An 18,265-nucleotide genomic window follows, 5' to 3' on the forward strand; every position below is an offset into this window, starting at 1 on the left:
GAATATACTTTTAAAAGCATTGCTAAGTACATCAACATATATTGTTCATATTATATATATTTTACTAAATACTTATTAATATGTTAATATTTTCAACATGATACTAATAAAATATATTCATTTATTCTATAATATACTTTGTAATCTTTAACTTAAATTTATAAAATGGAGGATAACATGACTTTTACTTATAAACATACAATGTATGCTTCTTTCATTGGCTATATTGTACAAGCAATAATAAATAATTTTATTCCATTATTATTTCTAACTTTTCAATCATCTTATAATATTCCAATATCAAAAATAACTTTTTTAGTTACTTTCAATTTTGGATTTCAATTATTAATTGATTTTCTCTCTGCTGGATTTATAGATAAAATAGGCTATAGGCTTTCTGTAATAATAGCTCATATTTGTGCTGGACTAGGACTAATATCATTAACTATTCTTCCAGAACTCTTCAGCGATCCTTTTATTGGATTACTAATTTCAGTTATGATTTATGCTATTGGTGGTGGATTAATTGAAGTTTTAATAAGTCCTATAGTAGAAGCATGTCCAACAGATAATAAAGAAGCTGCAATGAGCCTATTGCATTCTTTTTATTGCTGGGGACACATTTCTGTAGTTTTAATATCAACAATATTTTTTAGTGTATTTGGAATTTTAAATTGGAAGTACCTTGCAATATTCTAGTCCCTAATACCAATATTTAATATTTTTCTTTTCATAAAAATTCCTATTTTGCATTTAATAGAAGATGGTGAAAATAGTTTAACAGTTAAAGAATTACTTTCAAATAAAATATTTTGGCTAATGATATTTTTAATGATATGTGATGAAGCAAGTGAACAGTCTATTAGTCAATGGGCATCTACTTTTGCAGAAAAAACCCTTAATGGTAATAAATCTCTTGATGATTTAGCAGGTCCAATGTTTTTTGCAATAATGATGGGTATATCTAGAACAGTATATGGCAAATTAGGCGAGAAAATAAATCTAAAACTATCAATGATATTTTGTAGTTTGCTTTGCTTTATAAGCTATATTATTATTTCCCTATCACCTTGGGCATTATTATCTCTTATATGCTGTGGTATTTGTGGATTTTCAGTTGGTATTTTATGGCCAGGAACCTTTAGTATATCTTCATCAATACTAAAGAAGGGTGGAACTGCACTGTTTGCTTTTTTAGCACTTGCAGGAGATATAGGATGCTCACTTGGCCCAACAATTGTAGGTAGATTATCTAGTATTTTTAATGATAATATAAAGATTGGAATTTTATTCTCAAGCATATTTCCTATATTATTGATTATTGGAATAATTCTGTCTGGAATTAATAAAAAATTAAATTTAATAATATATAAAAATAAGGGGGAAGCTTTTGTACTTCTCCCTTATTTTTATTAAAGTAATTATTTTCATTCTATTTTTAATTATTTATATTATGTATGTTTTATTTTTTACTATTAAATCACTATTAAATATGTAAAGGTAGTTTTATAACGAACTTAGTTACTTCTTTATTACTTGTTACACTAATATGTCCATTATTTTTATCAACTATTTCTTTTACTATATGTAATCCAAATCCATTATCTCCATTTTTATTTTTCTTTGTAGAAAATCCTTCTTCAAAAATTCTATCAATTATATTCTTATCAATCTCCGGTCCATTATTTTGAAGGCTTATTATAACATGATTATAAGAGTAATAACTATTAATCATTAATAACCCTCTTCCTTTTAATGCTTCTATAGAATTTCTTACTATATTAGAAATAATTTTATGAAGTTCTAACTCACTTATATTAGTATCTTTTAATTCAGCCTTTTCATCTATTAGAACATCTACTTCTTTTAAATCAGTTGAGTTAACTACTTGAGCTATAATAGAATCCTCAGTGCTTAAAACTTTCACTTGAGTTGAAATATCATTTCCCTCTATTATCCCTTTTAATAATTCACCTAATTTTTCATAATTATTCATTAGATATGCTCCATACAAATATGAAATCTGTGAACCATAATCATGCTTTATTTTTTTTAGTTCATTAATCTTACTTTCTAATTCTTCATTTAATATATATACTTGCTTGGAATTTTTATCTATATTTATAAAATGCCAAGCAATAAAAATAATAAATCCACCTAATAATACAAAAATTATTTCTTTGAATACTGGATTGTCTTTATCACTAATAATACGTGAAAATGACATTATAAAATCAAACACTACAGTTCCTATTATTAAAGTAATTATAGACGAAACTCTTGATTTAATTATCAAATTTATCTTATGAATAAACTTCATATTCTTTAATACAAAATATGAAATAATAAATTGAGGAAAGTACAAAATTATTATAATTGCATATATATTATCATAAGTTGAAATATTATTAAATATTGTAAATATTACAAAGGATAAATTAGCACTTATTCCAATTATTGAATATATTATGCTAAACCCAATAGTAGCTCCTAATTTATCATCTTTAAACATTAAGTTTGTTAATAATAATTGTCCAATATGTATTACTATTATTCCTAAACTTGAATTTCCTAATAAATAAGTACTAAATATTACAAAAAATGATGTTATTGCTATTAAAATAATTAATTGTAATTTACTTTTTTTATATTGTTTATTCACACAATAATTTGATGCAATAATAAACATAACACTTTGAATAATACTAATTATGATATCGATCAATCCAGTAAGCATATTTTGTCCCCTATCTTAGTTTTTTAATTGAATCTGGCATTTCTTCTACACCTACACTCATTACAGATGTAGGACCAACATTTATTAAAACTGCTGATAATAATAACATTAATGATCCTAGCCACTTTTTCATTTTCATTTACCTTTCCCTCCTACATATTTATATTTATTAAACATTAATATAGCTTGTACTAAAATAGTCCAAACTATTATTTGTGAAATCCACTTAACTTTAAACATAATAAGTGATAATAGAGCAAGCAATACTACATTTGTAATTCCAATTTTTCTATTTTTTCTAATAAGGTCTTCCCTTGTAATAGGCATTTTGTCATTTATAATTGGTGCCTTATTATAAATAGAAAATATACTAATAAAATTTAATATACTTGAACTAGTTAAATTTAATTTATTGTTTTCGAATAAAATTATTATAATTACTATTAAAATCAATGTTGCAGTAAAACATTTTAATTGTGTATCTTCATGATAACCGCCAATAAAAGGCTTAGTAATTGACATTATAAAAAGAATCAATAAACTTTCTTTAAAATATCCTAAAATTGAAAATATTATGATTAAAAGTATTATTTTTATTAGTTCATATACTATAACTTTTAGAGAATATTTTATTTGTTCAACTTGCTCTTCATTATAATTATTATATTCACTTAAACTGTCAACAAATCTATATATTAATTTTTCTATCATATAACTCATTCCTTATTAATTTACCATACTAAAGGTACACAGTACAATATTTCTACATATTATTTTTAAATTTTTATTTTTATTTCTATTTATCATATAATTTAAATTTATTAATTGAATATAATTCACATTTAATTAATAAAGCAAACTTTATATATTCTAAATATCTTTCTATATCCAAAATATAATTTTCATAACTTCTATCTATTATTATACATGATAATAGATATATCTAATATACAATTGTATAGTTTATGTGCATATTTCCATAATATTTTTCTACTTTAATACAATCAAAAAACTTCTAAGTTTTTCAATACTTAAAAGACTTCTATACAATCATTTATTTATTATATTCAAAACCTCATCCCCATACTTTTCAAATTTCTTTTCTCCCATCCCTCTAATTCTTAGCAATTCCTCTTTATCTTTTGGAACTTTGTTAGCAAGTTCAATAAGAGTTGAATCTGAAAATATAATATATGGTTTTATTCCTAGAATATTAGCTTTTTCTTTTCTCCACAATTTTAGCTTATTAAATAAGTCTTTATTTTCAATCTTTTCCTCAATATCTTCACTTAGTTTACAAATAACTTTTTCTTGGGATTTTAATACTCGAATTGATTTAGGATTTAATTTTAGCATTGAATATGTACCCTCTTTTAAATTAACATATCCTAGGTCTAATAAAGTTTTAATTAAATCTCTTATGAATTTACTACTATATTCCTTCATGATTCCATATGTAGTTAATTTATCTAAATTATTTTGAATTATCTTAGGCCCTTTAAATCCTCTTAAGATATCAACTAATACTGAAATTCCATATTGCTCTCTCGTTCTATATACACATGATAAAATCATTTGAGCTTCTATTGTAAAATCTCTAAGTTCTTCATTATTTAAACAGTTGCTACAGTTATTACAATACGGTTTTGCATCTTTATCACCAAAGTAATTTAAAATAAAGCTTCTATAACATTTATCAGATTCACAAAAATCAACCATACTTTGTAGTTTTTTTATTTCAATTTCTTTTCTCGTATTACCTACTGTAGTATATATTAAATATTCTAATGTTCTTATATCTTCCCTATTATATAGAAGGTGACATTCTGTTTTTTCTCCATCTCTGCCTCCTCTACCTATTTCTTGATAATAATTTTCAAGATTCTTACATAGAGTAAAATGTATTATATATCTTACATTGGACTTATCTATTCCCATACCAAAGGCATTTGTTGCAATCATTACATTGAAATTATCTTTTAAAAACTCTTCTTGATAATAATTTTTTTCATCATCTTTTAATCCACCATGATACTTTACTACTTCTATTCCTCTTTCTTTTAAGTAATAGTATAAAGCATCAACTTCTTTTCTAGTTGCACAATAAACTATTCCTGAAACCTCTTCATGATTTCTTATATAATCTTTTACAAACTCAGCTTTATCTTCTTCCTTATGTATGCATATTGATAAATTTTCCCTATTAAAACTTCCTAAATATGAATATGGATTAATAAGTTCTAAAAGGTTCAAAATATCTTTTCTTACCTCTGTAGTTGCCGTAGCAGTAAATGCAGTAACTACAGGCCTAACATTTAGGCTTTTTATAAAAGGAGCTATATATCTATAACTTTTTCTAAAATCATGTCCCCACATAGAAACACAATGTGCTTCATCTACTGCAACTTGACTTATCCAAAGCTTTCTTAACATCTTATTGAAGTATTCACTTTCTAATCTTTCTGGTGCTATATATAAAAGTTTAACTTCTCCATCATAGCATCTTTTTAATATTTCTTTTATTTCATCTAAACTTTGAGTACTATTTATATATTCTGCCTTTATTCCTATATCATTAATTGAATCAACTTGATCCTTCATTAGAGATATTAAAGGAGATATAACTAAAGTAATTCCATTAAAAATTAAAGCAGGAATTTGATAGCAAATTGATTTTCCTCCACCAGTTGGCATAATGCAAAGGCTATCCCTTCCCCTTAGAATATTTGATATTATTTCACTTTGCCCTTCTCTAAAGGAGTTATATCCAAAGTATTTTTCTAAAACTTCCATTGCTTTATTCATAATGTTAATCACTCCTTTCTCCTTAAAATTCTACCATATTTTTTAACTATTAAAACACTATTTATTAATGAAGAATGAAAAAATGAAAGAATTGTGGATGTTTTGCCTATGCAAAACTTAAATTAAAGTTATTCATAGCATTTTACATTCAAAAATCCTTAGGATTTTCCCCTTAACTCTTTCACTCTTCATTCTTCGCTATTTATGCTGTAATATAACAATAGCGAAGATAAATAGACTGTGAAATAAGCATATATCTAATACTTCTTTACATATCTGTTTATCTTCGCCTTAGTTGTAAATTGCGAAGCAATTTATTAGTGAAAAGTTAGGAGTGAAAGAGTGAAAATCTTAGGCTATTTTGCTACGCAAAATTTAATCTATAAGTGCAAAGCATCTTTTATTAAAAAAAATCCTGTAAGGATTTTCTCCTTAACTTTTTCCCTATTAACTATTTCACTCTTCACTATTTTGCTTCGCAAAATATAACGTTAACCTTTACATAAATCTTAATTTAACATTTTAATTACCTTTTCATTTTGTTCCTTAGTTAAATTAAGTTTTTTTATTATATTTAACAATTTTCCAAATAACTCATTTTCATTTATTGTCCCTCTTAAATAATTCGTAATTGAATTACTTATTTCTAAAGCTATTTGAAGAACTTCTATTCTATCTTCAGAATTAAGTTTGTTTTGTTCTATAGCTCTACATAATATATAGCCATATACTGAACATAACTCAACATAATCTATTATTTCTTCTGATGATATTTTATTTATCATGCATTCAATTTGTACTGGTGAATACTCTTTATAAATATCATTATTTATATTAAAATGTAATGATGCATTTATAAATTCATCCTTCAGGTCACTTGTTACTTTTTCATCTAAGTAATTTAAAACTAGTCTATATATTATAACATCCATTACGACTGTCCCCCTAAATAATTCCTCTACTTATAATTTATCATAATATTGCATATTTTTAAATTGTATTCTAAAAAATAAAAAATATATTTTCTATTTAATATGAAAATTAGAATTTATTAGTTGTTACAAAATTAATTTTAATGCAATTATTAACAAAAGCTTGTCTAAATGAACCTTTTTGACTTAATCATAAGTTATAAGTTTTACTTATTATCATTAACTCTTTTTTTTCATAACTGATTGTAATTTTAATAATATTATATTTCCCCATACAATAAAAAAGATACCTATGTAAATTGAGGTATCTTTTCCATTTAAGTAAATTATATAAATGTTAAACCTTTATTTTAATCCTATATTAAATAATTTCTTTTACAGCTTTTATTATTTCATCACTTGTTAAGCCATATTTCTTCATTAATTCATCAGGAGTTCCTGATTCACCAAATGTATCTTTTATTCCTACTGTTTTAACTACTGTAGGATGATTGCTTGTTACAACTTGAGAAACTGTTGCTCCAAGTCCACCTATTATTGAATGTTCTTCAGCTGTAACTATTCCTTTTGTTTCTTTTGCTGCCTTTATTATTAATTCTTTATCTATTGGCTTAATAGTAGAAATATTAATAACTCTAGCATTTATTCCTTCTTCTTTTAATTTATCAGATGCTTCTATAGCTTTTTGAACCATCATTCCAGTTGCAATTATAGCTACGTCATTTCCTTCTCTAAGCTCTACACCTTTTCCAATTTCAAATTTATAGTTATCGTCAAATATATCTTCTGTATTACATCTACCAAATCTTAAATATACTGGTCCTACAAAATTTGCTGCTGCTTTTGTAGCTTGCATAGCTTCTCTATGATCTGCTGGTACTATTACAGTCATATTTGGAAGTGCGCTCATAAGTGCAATATCTTCAACAGATTGGTGTGAACCACCATCTTCTCCAACTGTTATTCCTGCATGAGTTGCAGCTATTTTAACATTCATTTTTGGATAGCATATTGAATTTCTTATTACTTCAAATGCTCTACCTGTAGCAAATACTGCAAAAGTACTAGCAAATGGTATATTTCCTACATTAGCAAAACCTGCTGCCATTCCCATTAAGTTTTGCTCTGCTATACCTGCATTAAAAAATCTATCTTTAAACATATTTTTAAAATCACATGTTTTTGTTGACTTAGAAAGATCCGCATCAAGAACTACAACTTTTTCATTTTCTTTTCCTAATTCTACTAGAGCCATTCCATATGATTCTCTTGTTGCCTTACCCATTATAAATACCTCCTACTTCATGATTTCAGTAATAGCTTGTTCTGTTTGTTCTTTGTTAGGTGCTTGTCCATGCCATCCTGCTTGGTTTTCCATAAAGCTAACGCCCTTACCCTTTACTGTTTTAGCTATTATTACAGTTGGCTTGCCTTTTGTTTCTTCTGCATTTTTAAAAGCTTTATCTAATTCTTCATAGTCATGTCCATCACATTCAATTACGTTAAATCCAAAACCTCTAAACTTTTCATCTAAAGGACTAATTCCCATAACTTCTTCGTTTTTACCATCTATTTGTAATCCATTAAAATCAACTATTGCAACTAAGTTGTCTAATTTATAATGAGCAGCTGCCATTGAAGCTTCCCAAACTAAACCTTCTTGAAGTTCTCCATCTCCTAATACTGCATAAACTCTAGCATTATTATTTTGAGCTTTTAATCCTAAAGCCATTCCTACAGCATTAGATATTCCTTGTCCAAGTGATCCTGTTGAAACATCAACTCCTGGAACATGTTTAGAATCTGGATGTCCTTGAAGTAATCCACCCGTTTTTCTTAAAGTTTTTAATTCTTCCTTAGGGAAAAATCCTTTTTCAGCTAATACTGAATAAAGTGCTGGAGCTGCATGTCCTTTACTCAATACAAATCTATCTCTTTGCTCCCACTTAGGATTATTTACATCTATATTCATCTTTTCATAATATAAATATGTTACTATATCTGCACAAGATAATGATCCACCTGGATGTCCAGATTTTGATTCACAAAGCATTTCTATTATATTTTTTCTAACATTCTTAGAAATAGAAATTAAATTTTCTTTATTCATATTTTACACCACCTAATCTATTTTACTGTTTTTCTTTCTACTAAATACGGTTTTAAATTAATAATATTTTCTTTACTATTATTACTTGCAACATCCATTAATAAATTAAAGGCTTCCTTTCCCATATTATAAATGGGTTGTGCAATTGTAGTTAGTTCTGGCTCTATATAAGAACATATTCCTATATTATCATAACCTAATATTCCTATGTCTTCTGGTACTTTTAAACCTTTTCTAATGAGGCACTTGATTCCACCAATAGCCATAATATCACTACTATAAAATATTACATCAATATTATTATTTTTCGTCATGAGTCTTTCAGTTGCATTTATTCCCCCTTGTAATGAAATTTCATCCTCTTCTAATAAAAGTTCATTAAAAATATTATACTCATTAGATATTTTTTCAAAGTATCTAAGTCTTGAATTTGAGCTTACTTCATTTTGAGTTGCTCCTACAAAAGCTATATTCTTATATCCTTTTCCTATTAAATAATCCAAACCTATTTTTATTCCCTCTTCGTTATCACAAAAGACACCATTTACATTTTCTTCTTCATCAATGTGCCTATCAACAACAACAAATGGTACTTCATTAGATTTTAGCATATTTATAGAATTACTTTTCTTACCACTTGCTACGATTATTACTCCGTCAACTAGTTTGCTTATTAATAATCTTATATACTCTTCTTCTTTTCTACTACTATTGAATGTATTACATAAGATTATACTATATCCATGTTTTTCTGCTTCTATTTCAATAGCTTTTGCCATCTCTGCAAAGAATGGATTTTCTATATCTGGAATAACAAAACCTATGGTATAACTTTTTTTCGTACTTAAACTTCTTGCTAATGAATTGGGTATATAGTTAAGTTCTTTTGCTGCTTCTAAAACTCTATTTCTTGTTTCTTCTGATACATTTATATCTTTATTATTTAATACCATCGATGCTGTGGTCCTAGATACATTTGCATATTTTGCGATATCTAGAAGAGTTACCTTGCTCATAAATTCCACTCCTTATTGCAGTCTTACATATAAGATTATATCATAATTTACTAATATTTATTTGACAAATTTACTAATAATTTTGATTACTAACAATTTTTAGATCAGCTGCTATTTCTTTATCTACAGCTTCCCCATTATATATTTTCAATGCTAATTCAACTCCTAATGCACCAATTAAATCTGGTTGTTGTGCAACAGTTGCAATCATTTCTCCTTTTTCAACTGCATCTAAGGCATCTTCGTTTCCATCAAAACCAATAACCATTGCCTTAACATTACTTGTTCCAATAGCCTTAGCTGCTCCAAGAGCCATTTCATCATTATGAGCAAATACTACTTGAACATCTGAGTTTCCTTGTAGTATATTTTCCATTACTGATAAACCCTTTTGTCTATCAAAATCTGCTGCTTGACTTGAAACAAACTTAACATTTGTTTTATCATCTAAGATACTATGAAAACCTGCTCCTCTATCTCTAGTTGCTGATGCTCCTGGAATACCTTGAAGTTCAACTACATTTATATTTGCTTCAGTTCCAAGCTTTTCTAAAACAAATTCTGCTGCCATAGCTCCACCCTTTATATTATCTGAAGCTATATGACTTGTAACTTCTCCTCCATTTGATTGTCTATCTAAAGTAATTACTGGTATATTTGCTTCATTTGCAACTTCTACTGATTTAACAACAGCATCACTATCTGTTGGATTTATTAATAAAGCTACTACACCAAGTTGTATTAAATCTTCTACATTAGATCTTTCCTTAGCTGGGTCATTTTGTGAATCTAATACTATTAATTCAAATCCTAGCTTTTCTGCTTCTTTTTCTGCTCCTTCTTTCATACTGACAAAGAAAGGATTATTTAAAGTAGATAAAACTATTCCAACTTTTTTGTCACTCTTTCTATTTGAGCATCCAATAAAGAAACTCATTGAAATTATGGCTACTAGAGAAAATGCTAATATCTTTTTTATACCTTTCATGTTATCTCCTCCTATTTCAATTATGCTTTCTTTCTGCTCTTTTTATCTAATAATACTGCTATTAAGATAACTAATCCTTTTACTATTGATTGATAAAATGGTGATACGTTCATTAAGTTTAATCCGTTGTTTAATACTCCTATAATAAGAGCACCTATTAATGTTCCTGTTATTTTACCTTCTCCACCTGCTAGTGATGTACCTCCAATAACAACTGCTGCTATTGCATCTAATTCAAAACTTGTTCCTGCATTTGGTGAAGCTGATGCTATTCTACTAGTTATAATTACCCCTGCTATTGATGATGCAAAACCTGAAACTACATACACTAAAGTCTTAATTTTATCTGTATTTATACCTGATAGTCTAGCTGAATCTTCATTTCCACCTAGTGCATAAAGATATCTACCAAATCTTGTTTGTGATAAAACATAAATTGCTATTATAGAAACGATTACAGTGATTATAACTGGAATTGGCATAAATCCTATTTTCCCATTACCTATATTAACAAATTTTTCTGGTAACTTAGAAATTGGAGTTCCATTTGTAAATACTAAAGTAGCACCTCTAAATATTGTCATTGTTGCAAGTGTTGCTATAAATGCTTGTAACTTACCTTTTGATATTAAAAGTCCATTTACTAAACCAATTGCTATACCAACTAATGCTGCAACTATTATTGCTAATGTAACACTTCCTGTTGATTTAATAATTGATGCTGATAATGCTCCACTAATTGCTAAAGTTGAACCAACTGATAAGTCTATTCCACCAGTTAAGATAACAAAAGTCATACCTACTGCAATTATTGCATTAACTGAAACTTGTGTAAAAACATTAGTAATATTTGATAGTGATAAAAATGATGGTGTAACAAATGTAATTATCGCACATAGTAACACTAGCCCTATAAGAGATTTATATTTAGATGCAGTTTCTTTTATATTAATATTCATAATTGTATCCTCCCAACTATTTATTCATTCCAACAGCTAATTTCATTATGCTTTCTTGTGAAGCTTCTTCTCTTTTTAATTCTCCTGATATTCTTCCTTCACTCATAACAATTATTCTATCGCTTATTCCTAAAACTTCTGGTAAATCTGAAGATATCATTATTATTGCCTTTCCAGATGCTTTAAGTTCATTTAGTAATTCGTATATTTCCTTCTTTGCTCCTACATCTATCCCCCTTGTAGGTTCATCTATTATTAGTACTTCTGGAGATAGCATAAGCCATTTTGCAAGTATAACCTTTTGTTGATTACCTCCACTTAAATTTTTTATTAATTGATCTCTATTTGGTGTTTTTATCTTAATTTTATCTATATAATAATCAACATCTTTTATTGCTTTATTTTTATCTATAGACATCATTTTACTTTCATATTTTTTTAAATTAGATAAAATCATATTTTCAGCTACAGATAAACTTAAAACACATCCTTCTTTTTTTCTATCCTCTGATAGATAACAAATTCCATTATCTATTGCTTCTTGAATATTCTTTATATTAACTTCTTTTCCTTTTATTTTTATAGATCCTGAAGTCTTCTTATATTCTCCAAATATTGTTTTTGCAACTTCTGTTCTTCCTGACCCCATAAGACCAGCTATTCCTAAGATTTCTCCCTCTTTTACATTGAAGCTTATATCCTTTATTCCAACATTTGCGTTAAGATTCATAACTTCTAAAATGTCTTTTCCACTCTTTACCTCTCTGTAAGGGAATTGATCTTCTATTTTTCTTCCAACCATCATTGAAATTAATTTATCATTATCAATATCTTTTATTAAGGCATTTCCTGCATATTTTCCATCCCTAAGAACTTCAACTCTATCACATATAGCAAATATTTCTTCCATCCTATGGGATATATAAATTATTGCAATACCTTTTTTCTTTAAACTATCTATTACCTTAAATAAATTCTTAGTTTCTACTTCTGTTAAAGCTGTAGTTGGCTCATCCATTATTATTACTCTTGCATTCTTAGTTAAAGCCTTTGCTATTTCTACCATTTGTTTTTCTCCAACATTAAGGCTAGAAACAAGAGTATTAGGATTTATATTTGCACCTATTTGATCCAAGAATAATTTACTTCTTTCCACAAGTTCCTTTTTATTTATTTTTCCTGTAAACTTATGAAATTTTTCATTTCCTAAAAATATATTTTCTGCAACTGTTAAATTATTTAAAACGCTCATTTCTTGATGGATAATAGTAACTCCATATTCTTCTGCTGATTTTATTCCTTTTATATGTGCCTCTACTCCATCTATAAATACCTTACCTTCATCCTTTTGATAAACTCCACTTAATATCTTCATTAGTGTAGACTTACCAGCTCCATTTTCGCCCATTAAAGCTGTAACTTCTCCTCCATAAGCTGTTATATCAACATTATCTAGGGCCTTAACCCCTGGGAATATCTTAGATACCCCCTCCATTCTTAGCATTGGTATTCTTTTACTCATATAAATACCCTCCTTAACTAAAATACAACTCCTGATTTTAAAATTATATTTGCATAAGGTGTTTGTTCACCTGTTCTAACTACTGCCATGCATTCCTTTAAGCTTCTTTTTAGCTCTTCATGAGATACAAATGTTATCTTCACATCGCCTATAATATCTTTTATTTCTTCAAAAAGCTTTGGACTTATATCTTCTGTTTCCTTAGCTAATATTACTTCTTCTATTTGTAGTTCTTCTAATGTTGCTTTTAAAGTTTGTATAAATGTTGGTATTCCGTTTATTAATGCTAAATCTATTCTTTCAGTTACACTCGGGATTGGTAATCCACAATCTCCTATTGCTAACATATCTGTGTGTCCCATTTTTGATATTACCGAACTTAAATTACTATTTAATAATGATGTTTTTCTCATTTGTATTACTCCTCTCCATAAACCTCTTCCACTTCTTTTAAATATGGTATTGAAGGTTGTGCTCCTTTTCTTTGAACTGCTATTGATGAAACCTTATTTCCAAATGTCACTGCTTTTATAAGATTTTCTTTATTAAGGCTTTTAACATCTAATTTTGAACTTAATCCTCCTATAAAGCTATCTCCAGCAGCTGTTGTATCAATTGCATTTACTTTAAATGCAGGAACTACTTCACTAAAATCTTCTCCTATTACTGCTGCTCCTCTTGATCCTAAAGTTATAATTACAAATTTAACTCCTTTATTTAAGAAAACTTCTGCTGCTTTTTTTGCATCTTCTAAATTTTCTACTTTTATACCAGTTAAAACTTCTGCTTCTGTTTCATTTGGAACTATAATATCTGTTACCTTTAAAAGCTCTTCATCTATTTTTTTAGCTGGTGCAGGATTTAATATTGTTACTTTTCCAAACTCCTTAGCTTTTTTAAATGCTTTTAAAGTAATTTCTTCTGGTGTTTCAAATTGAGATATCAATATATCACTTTCTTTTAATGCCTTTTCTGATTTATCAATTTCTCCTTCATTTATTGTCATATTTGATCCTGGAACAACTATTATTGAATTATTTCCATTTTCATTTACCATTATAATTGCCATTCCAGTTGCTTCTTTTTCATCTTCATATATAAAACTTACATCTATATTATCTTCTTTTAATTTATTTTTAAGTATTAAGCCATTATCATCTTTACCTATCTTAGATATCATTGTTACTTCTGAGCCACTTCTCTTAGCAGCTACTGCTTGATTTGCTCCCTTTCCACCTGATATCTTTTCAAAAGATTTTGATAAAATAGTTTCTCCTACTTGTGGTATATCCTTAACCTTTAAAACTAAATCCATATTCATGCTTCCAAGTACACATATCTTATTCATAAATCTCTCTCCTAACAATTATTTTTAGTAAATCGGTTTACTAAATCGGTTAACTATATAATAAACTATCTGTAAACGTTTTTCAAGTAGTTTTTTAAAAAATATTCTAAAAATTTTCACATATTCTCCTTTACTTTCTGTTATAATAATGATATACTTAATTTGCTAATTAAAATTAGTAACTTAATATCGCGGGATGGAGCAGTTGGCAGCTCGTCGGGCTCATAACCCGAAGGTCGTAGGTTCAAGTCCTGCTCCCGCAACCAAAAAAGCTTTGGATTTTTCCAAAGCTTTTTCATTATTTCTAATCATTTTTTATCTTACAAATGAATACTCAACTTTTGCTAATCTATTTAACTTATCTGCATTTATATTCTCTATTTCATCTAATAAGTACTCTTTTAACCATATTTTTTTTTCAGGTTCTAAGTTCTTTTGTACAGCTGTTTTTTCACTTACTGCTATAGTCATAATAGCAACTAAGACGGCTCTAAATATTTGCTCATTGTTGCTTGCAGATGCAACCCCTACAGAAATTAATCCACATAATATTACTTCAATACCAAGTATATTATTAAACCGCTCTTGATCACCTTCTAAATAAAATTCACTAAAGCCATCGGTTAAATAATAATCCTCATATTGAACAACTACTATGATGTTATATCTTTTCGAAAAACTTCTTAAGCTCACTCTAACCTCTATATTTTCTTTTACCTTTGATAAAGTAAAGTCATTGCTCTTTAATTTATCATCACTTTGGATTAATACTTTAAATTCCTCTAACTTTCCCTTAACAACATTTATATTGTATCTATTTATGAATCTTAATGCTATTTCCTTTCTAAAAAAAGAAAAATTAACTCCAGTTATATCTAAAACTATAGGAATACCTTTTCGTCTTGCTACTCTAATTGATTTTTCCATTGTCTCTACTATTGCTCCATTTAAATCTTCTAAATTAATTAATAGACAATCACATTTAGAAGTTACATCTGGTGCTTCTTCAGTAGAATTAGCAACTATAGGGTTACCATTATAGCATAAAATTCCTTGTGCTAAATCCTTTGCTGAAACTGAATTAGAGATACAGTGTATAAGAGGGTGCTTTTTTTTCTGCAAGCTCAAGCTCTCGTCTAATGCCCTTATACCAATTTGCATTTTGTATCCTCTCTTACATCCTGAACTTAAATTATAATGATGTTTCTATTATATATATTACATCTATATATTTTATTCGACTGTATTTTCATATGTTACATATTTATTTTTCTATATATTAATAGTTTAATCACATATTTTGTTATATAATTGAAATTAATAAAATTTGTAATTCAAAGGAGAAATTTATGAGTTGGATAGAAGAAATAAAAAGATATACACCTTATACTAAGCAAGAAGAATCAGATAAAGAAGCAATTTTATATGCAATAGATAGTTTTAATAATCTTTTAACTAGGGAAAACCCTCTTGCTCATATCACTAGTTCTGGTTATATAGTGAATAAAGATAAAACTAAAGTCCTTATGATTTATCATAACATATATAACTCTTGGTCTTGGACTGGTGGACACGCTGATGGGGATGAAGATTTACTTTATGTAGCTATAAAAGAAGCTAAAGAAGAAACAGGTGTTAAAAATATCAAAGCATTAGATAATAAGATTTTTTCACTAGATGTTTTACCTGTTCCTGCGCATACAAAAAGAGGTAAAGAAATAGCTTCACACTTACATTTATCAATTGCTTATTTATTAGAAGCTGATGAAAATGATGAGCTTATTATAAAAGAGGATGAAAATAGCGGTGTTAAATGGATACCAATAGATGAAGTTGGAATTTATTCAACAGAGCTAGACATGATTAAACTTTACGAAAAATTCAATCACAAAATTAAACAATTCTATTAAATAGATTGTCTACATAATAGGGTTATGACCAAAACGTGATCCCCTTTCTGTCTTACAAAATTTACCAAACCTAATAACTTTATACTATTAAAATATGAAATGTATAGATGAAAAAATAAAAGAATTAAGGTTGTTTTGCTACGCAAAACTAAAAAATATAAATGCACCGCATTTTCTATTTAAAAATCCTTCGAGGATTTTTTCCTTAATTCTTTCACTCTTTCATTTTTTCATTCTTTCATTTCTCTATAGTTTTATAGTATTTCTGCTTTTGTTCATTAAGTCTATAATTTGATACATATTTCCTATTTCTCCAACTTTAAGTTCTTCCTTTAAGTTATAGAAATCAAGGCATGCTCCACAGCTTATTATGTTTACACCCTTTTCTCTCATAGAATTTAAGCTATCTAAAACGTCTGATCCAGAGCAAGTTAGCTTTACTCCACCATTTATAAACATTAAAATTTCTGGTAATACTTCTGCTTCTGCCAAAGTATTAATGTAAACTTTCATTAAAGTTTCCCCTAATCTATCATCACCATTACCAAGTAAATTTGATGAAACTAATATGGTTGGAGCAACTGTCTTATTAACAATTTCTTCTTGATATACTTCTTGATTTATTTTAGTAAATTCACCTTTTGATAATTGAATTGTATATAATCCATTTTCTTCTTCAAAACTACTATTTAGCTTTAACCCTTTAGCTAATCTTAATATATTGTTTTTAGCAACCTCATTATCTACTATTACTAAAGTTTCCTTTGAATCTTCTAAATCAAAATATTTTTTTGTTTTTATAACAGGCATAGGACATGCTAGCCCCTTACAATCTATAATATTCATACTGCCACCTCTTTATTTTATAATCTACTATACTTTGTTTTATATTATATTTTAATTATAGCTCAAACTATATATTATTAAAATTTTAAATCCTTATTATTACCTATATGTAATCATTAATAATACATAAACCTCCATGGCTATAGCTTGCTATATCGTTCTTAGTTAACTTTTCTCCAGCTAAAACTCTTGGTAATATTACATCAAAAGTAGTACCTTTAGAGAAGATTACTCCTCCTGGTAATCCTAATATTGGTATATTCCCTTTATAAGAAATTAAAAACATTGCACCTGGAAAAATAGGCGTTCCATAAGAAACAATTTCTGCTCCAATTTCTCTTATTGCTTTAGGAGTTAAGTCATCAGCATCAACTGACATTCCTCCAGTACAAAGAATCATTTCTGCACCATTTTCTAGCCAATAATTTATTGCTTCTTTTATTTCTTCTAAATTATCTTTTATTATTGTTTGTCCAACAATCTCACAACCATATGGATATACTCTTTTTTCTATAGCATCCTTAAATGCATCCTTTATTCTTCCATAATAAACTTCATTTCCAGTTGTAACTATTGCAACTTTTTTTGGTTTAATTGGAATAACATTTATTATCTTTTTACTTGTGACACTTTGAGCTTCAAATAACTTTTCTTTCTTAATTGCTAATGGAATAACCTTAGTTGCTGCAATTTTGTCTCCCTTTTTGACAACTGTATTATTTTTAATAGTTGATAAAATAATTTCATCTATAGAGTTTAGTTCAACTAGCAAATCTAAATCTATTTTAAGCAAGCCATCTATAGCAGCAAAAAACTCAATTTTTCCTTCCTTAACTTCTGAAAAAGTTAATCCATTACCTGCACATATATCCTTAAGAAATTCTGCTGCCTCATTTTCATGAACTAAATTTTCATCTTCATCCCATATATAAATATGATCTTTTCCTATTGATAAAAGCTCATCTATATCCTTTTCTTCAATTATATGTCCCTTTTTAAAGGCTACACCCTTAAATTCTCCTGGAACTATTTTAGTAATATCATGACATAAAGTACATCCTATAGCTTTTCTTACATCTATAACCTTCATAT

19 protein-coding genes and 1 tRNA gene are annotated in these 18,265 nt (G+C 27.5%); 4 read left to right on the forward strand and 16 right to left on the reverse strand.

The window, feature by feature from the left end:
* Window positions 1–177: 177 nt before the first annotated feature.
* The gene (locus tag CSBG_RS19040) at window positions 178–699 is read left to right on the forward strand and encodes a hypothetical protein (protein ID WP_338079894.1); all 522 of its coding nucleotides are present in this window, start codon (window positions 178–180) and stop codon (window positions 697–699) included.
* Between the two features lie 48 nt (window positions 700–747).
* A complete protein-coding gene (locus CSBG_RS19045) occupies window positions 748–1,416 on the forward strand; it encodes an MFS transporter (protein WP_338079895.1) in 669 nt (222 codons plus the stop codon).
* A 70-nt stretch (window positions 1,417–1,486) separates the two neighbouring features.
* Here CSBG_RS19045 and CSBG_RS13240 read toward each other — a convergent pair whose 3' ends face one another.
* From CSBG_RS13240 to rbsK, 13 genes are all read right to left on the reverse strand, one after another.
* The gene (locus CSBG_RS13240) at window positions 1,487–2,737 is read right to left on the reverse strand and encodes an ATP-binding protein (protein ID WP_008680295.1); all 1,251 of its coding nucleotides are present in this window, start codon (window positions 2,735–2,737) and stop codon (window positions 1,487–1,489) included.
* A gap of 10 nt (window positions 2,738–2,747) precedes the next feature.
* Complete coding sequence (locus CSBG_RS19000; RefSeq protein WP_008680297.1) at window positions 2,748–2,876, reverse strand: hypothetical protein; 129 nt, start codon at window positions 2,874–2,876, stop codon at window positions 2,748–2,750.
* A complete protein-coding gene (locus CSBG_RS13245) occupies window positions 2,873–3,448 on the reverse strand; it encodes an accessory gene regulator B family protein (protein ID WP_008680299.1) in 576 nt (191 codons plus the stop codon). The genes CSBG_RS19000 and CSBG_RS13245 overlap by 4 nt, the downstream gene beginning before the upstream one ends.
* 339 nt (window positions 3,449–3,787) lie before the next feature.
* On the reverse strand, window positions 3,788–5,542 hold the full coding sequence (gene recQ, locus CSBG_RS13250) for a DNA helicase RecQ (protein WP_008680300.1): 1,755 nt from the start codon (window positions 5,540–5,542) through the stop codon (window positions 3,788–3,790).
* Between the two features lie 509 nt (window positions 5,543–6,051).
* Complete coding sequence (locus CSBG_RS13255) at window positions 6,052–6,474, reverse strand: hypothetical protein (protein WP_008680302.1); 423 nt, start codon at window positions 6,472–6,474, stop codon at window positions 6,052–6,054.
* 361 nt (window positions 6,475–6,835) lie between these two features.
* Window positions 6,836–7,759 carry a transketolase family protein gene (locus tag CSBG_RS13260; protein WP_035285407.1) on the reverse strand — a complete coding sequence of 308 codons (924 nt, stop codon included), beginning with the start codon at window positions 7,757–7,759 and terminating at the stop codon, window positions 6,836–6,838.
* Window positions 7,760–7,771: 12 nt separating this feature from the next.
* The gene (locus CSBG_RS13265) at window positions 7,772–8,584 is read right to left on the reverse strand and encodes a transketolase (RefSeq protein ID WP_035285408.1); all 813 of its coding nucleotides are present in this window, start codon (window positions 8,582–8,584) and stop codon (window positions 7,772–7,774) included.
* Between the two features lie 17 nt (window positions 8,585–8,601).
* Window positions 8,602–9,600 carry a LacI family DNA-binding transcriptional regulator gene (locus CSBG_RS13270; RefSeq protein WP_008680305.1) on the reverse strand — a complete coding sequence of 333 codons (999 nt, stop codon included), beginning with the start codon at window positions 9,598–9,600 and terminating at the stop codon, window positions 8,602–8,604.
* Window positions 9,601–9,673: 73 nt separating this feature from the next.
* Window positions 9,674–10,588, reverse strand: a complete 915-nt coding sequence (rbsB, locus tag CSBG_RS13275; RefSeq protein WP_008680308.1) for a ribose ABC transporter substrate-binding protein RbsB — start codon at window positions 10,586–10,588, stop codon at window positions 9,674–9,676.
* A gap of 20 nt (window positions 10,589–10,608) precedes the next feature.
* Window positions 10,609–11,547 carry a ribose ABC transporter permease gene (locus tag CSBG_RS13280; RefSeq protein ID WP_008680310.1) on the reverse strand — a complete coding sequence of 313 codons (939 nt, stop codon included), beginning with the start codon at window positions 11,545–11,547 and terminating at the stop codon, window positions 10,609–10,611.
* 16 nt (window positions 11,548–11,563) lie between these two features.
* Complete coding sequence (locus CSBG_RS13285) at window positions 11,564–13,069, reverse strand: sugar ABC transporter ATP-binding protein (protein ID WP_008680312.1); 1,506 nt, start codon at window positions 13,067–13,069, stop codon at window positions 11,564–11,566.
* Between the two features lie 17 nt (window positions 13,070–13,086).
* Window positions 13,087–13,482 (reverse strand): D-ribose pyranase, encoded by a 396-nt coding sequence (rbsD, locus tag CSBG_RS13290; RefSeq protein WP_008680315.1) that lies wholly within the window; start codon window positions 13,480–13,482, stop codon window positions 13,087–13,089.
* A gap of 5 nt (window positions 13,483–13,487) precedes the next feature.
* On the reverse strand, window positions 13,488–14,417 hold the full coding sequence (gene rbsK, locus CSBG_RS13295; RefSeq protein WP_008680316.1) for a ribokinase: 930 nt from the start codon (window positions 14,415–14,417) through the stop codon (window positions 13,488–13,490).
* A 190-nt stretch (window positions 14,418–14,607) separates the two neighbouring features.
* On the opposite strand from rbsK, the gene CSBG_RS13300 reads away from it, so the two are divergent.
* A tRNA-Met gene (locus CSBG_RS13300) sits at window positions 14,608–14,683 on the forward strand.
* 49 nt (window positions 14,684–14,732) lie between these two features.
* On the opposite strand, the gene CSBG_RS13305 is transcribed toward CSBG_RS13300, so the two are convergent.
* On the reverse strand, window positions 14,733–15,578 hold the full coding sequence (locus tag CSBG_RS13305) for a hydroxyethylthiazole kinase (RefSeq protein ID WP_008680319.1): 846 nt from the start codon (window positions 15,576–15,578) through the stop codon (window positions 14,733–14,735).
* Between the two features lie 188 nt (window positions 15,579–15,766).
* On the opposite strand from CSBG_RS13305, the gene CSBG_RS13310 reads away from it, so the two are divergent.
* A complete protein-coding gene (locus CSBG_RS13310; RefSeq protein ID WP_008680321.1) occupies window positions 15,767–16,327 on the forward strand; it encodes an NUDIX hydrolase in 561 nt (186 codons plus the stop codon).
* Window positions 16,328–16,573: 246 nt separating this feature from the next.
* On the opposite strand, the gene yedF is transcribed toward CSBG_RS13310, so the two are convergent.
* Entirely contained in the window at window positions 16,574–17,173 is a 600-nt protein-coding gene (gene yedF, locus CSBG_RS13315; RefSeq protein ID WP_008680323.1) for a sulfurtransferase-like selenium metabolism protein YedF, read from the reverse strand.
* Between the two features lie 103 nt (window positions 17,174–17,276).
* Window positions 17,277–18,263, reverse strand: a complete 987-nt coding sequence (locus CSBG_RS13320) for a molybdopterin-binding protein (protein WP_008680324.1) — start codon at window positions 18,261–18,263, stop codon at window positions 17,277–17,279.
* Between the last annotated feature and the right edge of the window lie 2 nt (window positions 18,264–18,265).

This window comes from Clostridium sp. 7_2_43FAA (assembly GCF_000158375.2).
Taxonomy (GTDB): Bacteria; Bacillota; Clostridia; order Clostridiales; family Clostridiaceae; genus Clostridium; species Clostridium tertium.

Bases quoted from the DNA above. Each gene is read 5' to 3' on its own strand.
- yedF (WP_008680323.1), bottom strand. From the start codon at position 17,173: ATGAATATTATAGATTGTAAGGGGCTAGCATGTCCTATGCCTGTTATA.
- CSBG_RS19000 (WP_008680297.1), bottom strand. From the start codon at position 2,876: ATGAAAATGAAAAAGTGGCTAGGATCATTAATGTTATTATTATCAGCA.
- CSBG_RS13260 (WP_035285407.1), bottom strand. From the start codon at position 7,759: ATGGGTAAGGCAACAAGAGAATCATATGGAATGGCTCTAGTAGAATTA.
- CSBG_RS13305 (WP_008680319.1), bottom strand. From the start codon at position 15,578: ATGCAAATTGGTATAAGGGCATTAGACGAGAGCTTGAGCTTGCAGAAA.
- rbsD (WP_008680315.1), bottom strand. From the start codon at position 13,482: ATGAGAAAAACATCATTATTAAATAGTAATTTAAGTTCGGTAATATCA.
- CSBG_RS13310 (WP_008680321.1), top strand. From the start codon at position 15,767: ATGAGTTGGATAGAAGAAATAAAAAGATATACACCTTATACTAAGCAA.
- rbsK (WP_008680316.1), bottom strand. From the start codon at position 14,417: ATGAATAAGATATGTGTACTTGGAAGCATGAATATGGATTTAGTTTTA.
- CSBG_RS13320 (WP_008680324.1), bottom strand. From the start codon at position 18,263: ATGAAGGTTATAGATGTAAGAAAAGCTATAGGATGTACTTTATGTCAT.
- CSBG_RS13265 (WP_035285408.1), bottom strand. From the start codon at position 8,584: ATGAATAAAGAAAATTTAATTTCTATTTCTAAGAATGTTAGAAAAAAT.
- CSBG_RS13270 (WP_008680305.1), bottom strand. From the start codon at position 9,600: ATGAGCAAGGTAACTCTTCTAGATATCGCAAAATATGCAAATGTATCT.
- CSBG_RS13285 (WP_008680312.1), bottom strand. From the start codon at position 13,069: ATGAGTAAAAGAATACCAATGCTAAGAATGGAGGGGGTATCTAAGATA.
- rbsB (WP_008680308.1), bottom strand. From the start codon at position 10,588: ATGAAAGGTATAAAAAAGATATTAGCATTTTCTCTAGTAGCCATAATT.
- CSBG_RS13245 (WP_008680299.1), bottom strand. From the start codon at position 3,448: ATGATAGAAAAATTAATATATAGATTTGTTGACAGTTTAAGTGAATAT.
- CSBG_RS19040 (WP_338079894.1), top strand. From the start codon at position 178: ATGACTTTTACTTATAAACATACAATGTATGCTTCTTTCATTGGCTAT.
- CSBG_RS13280 (WP_008680310.1), bottom strand. From the start codon at position 11,547: ATGAATATTAATATAAAAGAAACTGCATCTAAATATAAATCTCTTATA.
- CSBG_RS13255 (WP_008680302.1), bottom strand. From the start codon at position 6,474: ATGGATGTTATAATATATAGACTAGTTTTAAATTACTTAGATGAAAAA.
- recQ (WP_008680300.1), bottom strand. From the start codon at position 5,542: ATGAATAAAGCAATGGAAGTTTTAGAAAAATACTTTGGATATAACTCC.
- CSBG_RS13240 (WP_008680295.1), bottom strand. From the start codon at position 2,737: ATGCTTACTGGATTGATCGATATCATAATTAGTATTATTCAAAGTGTT.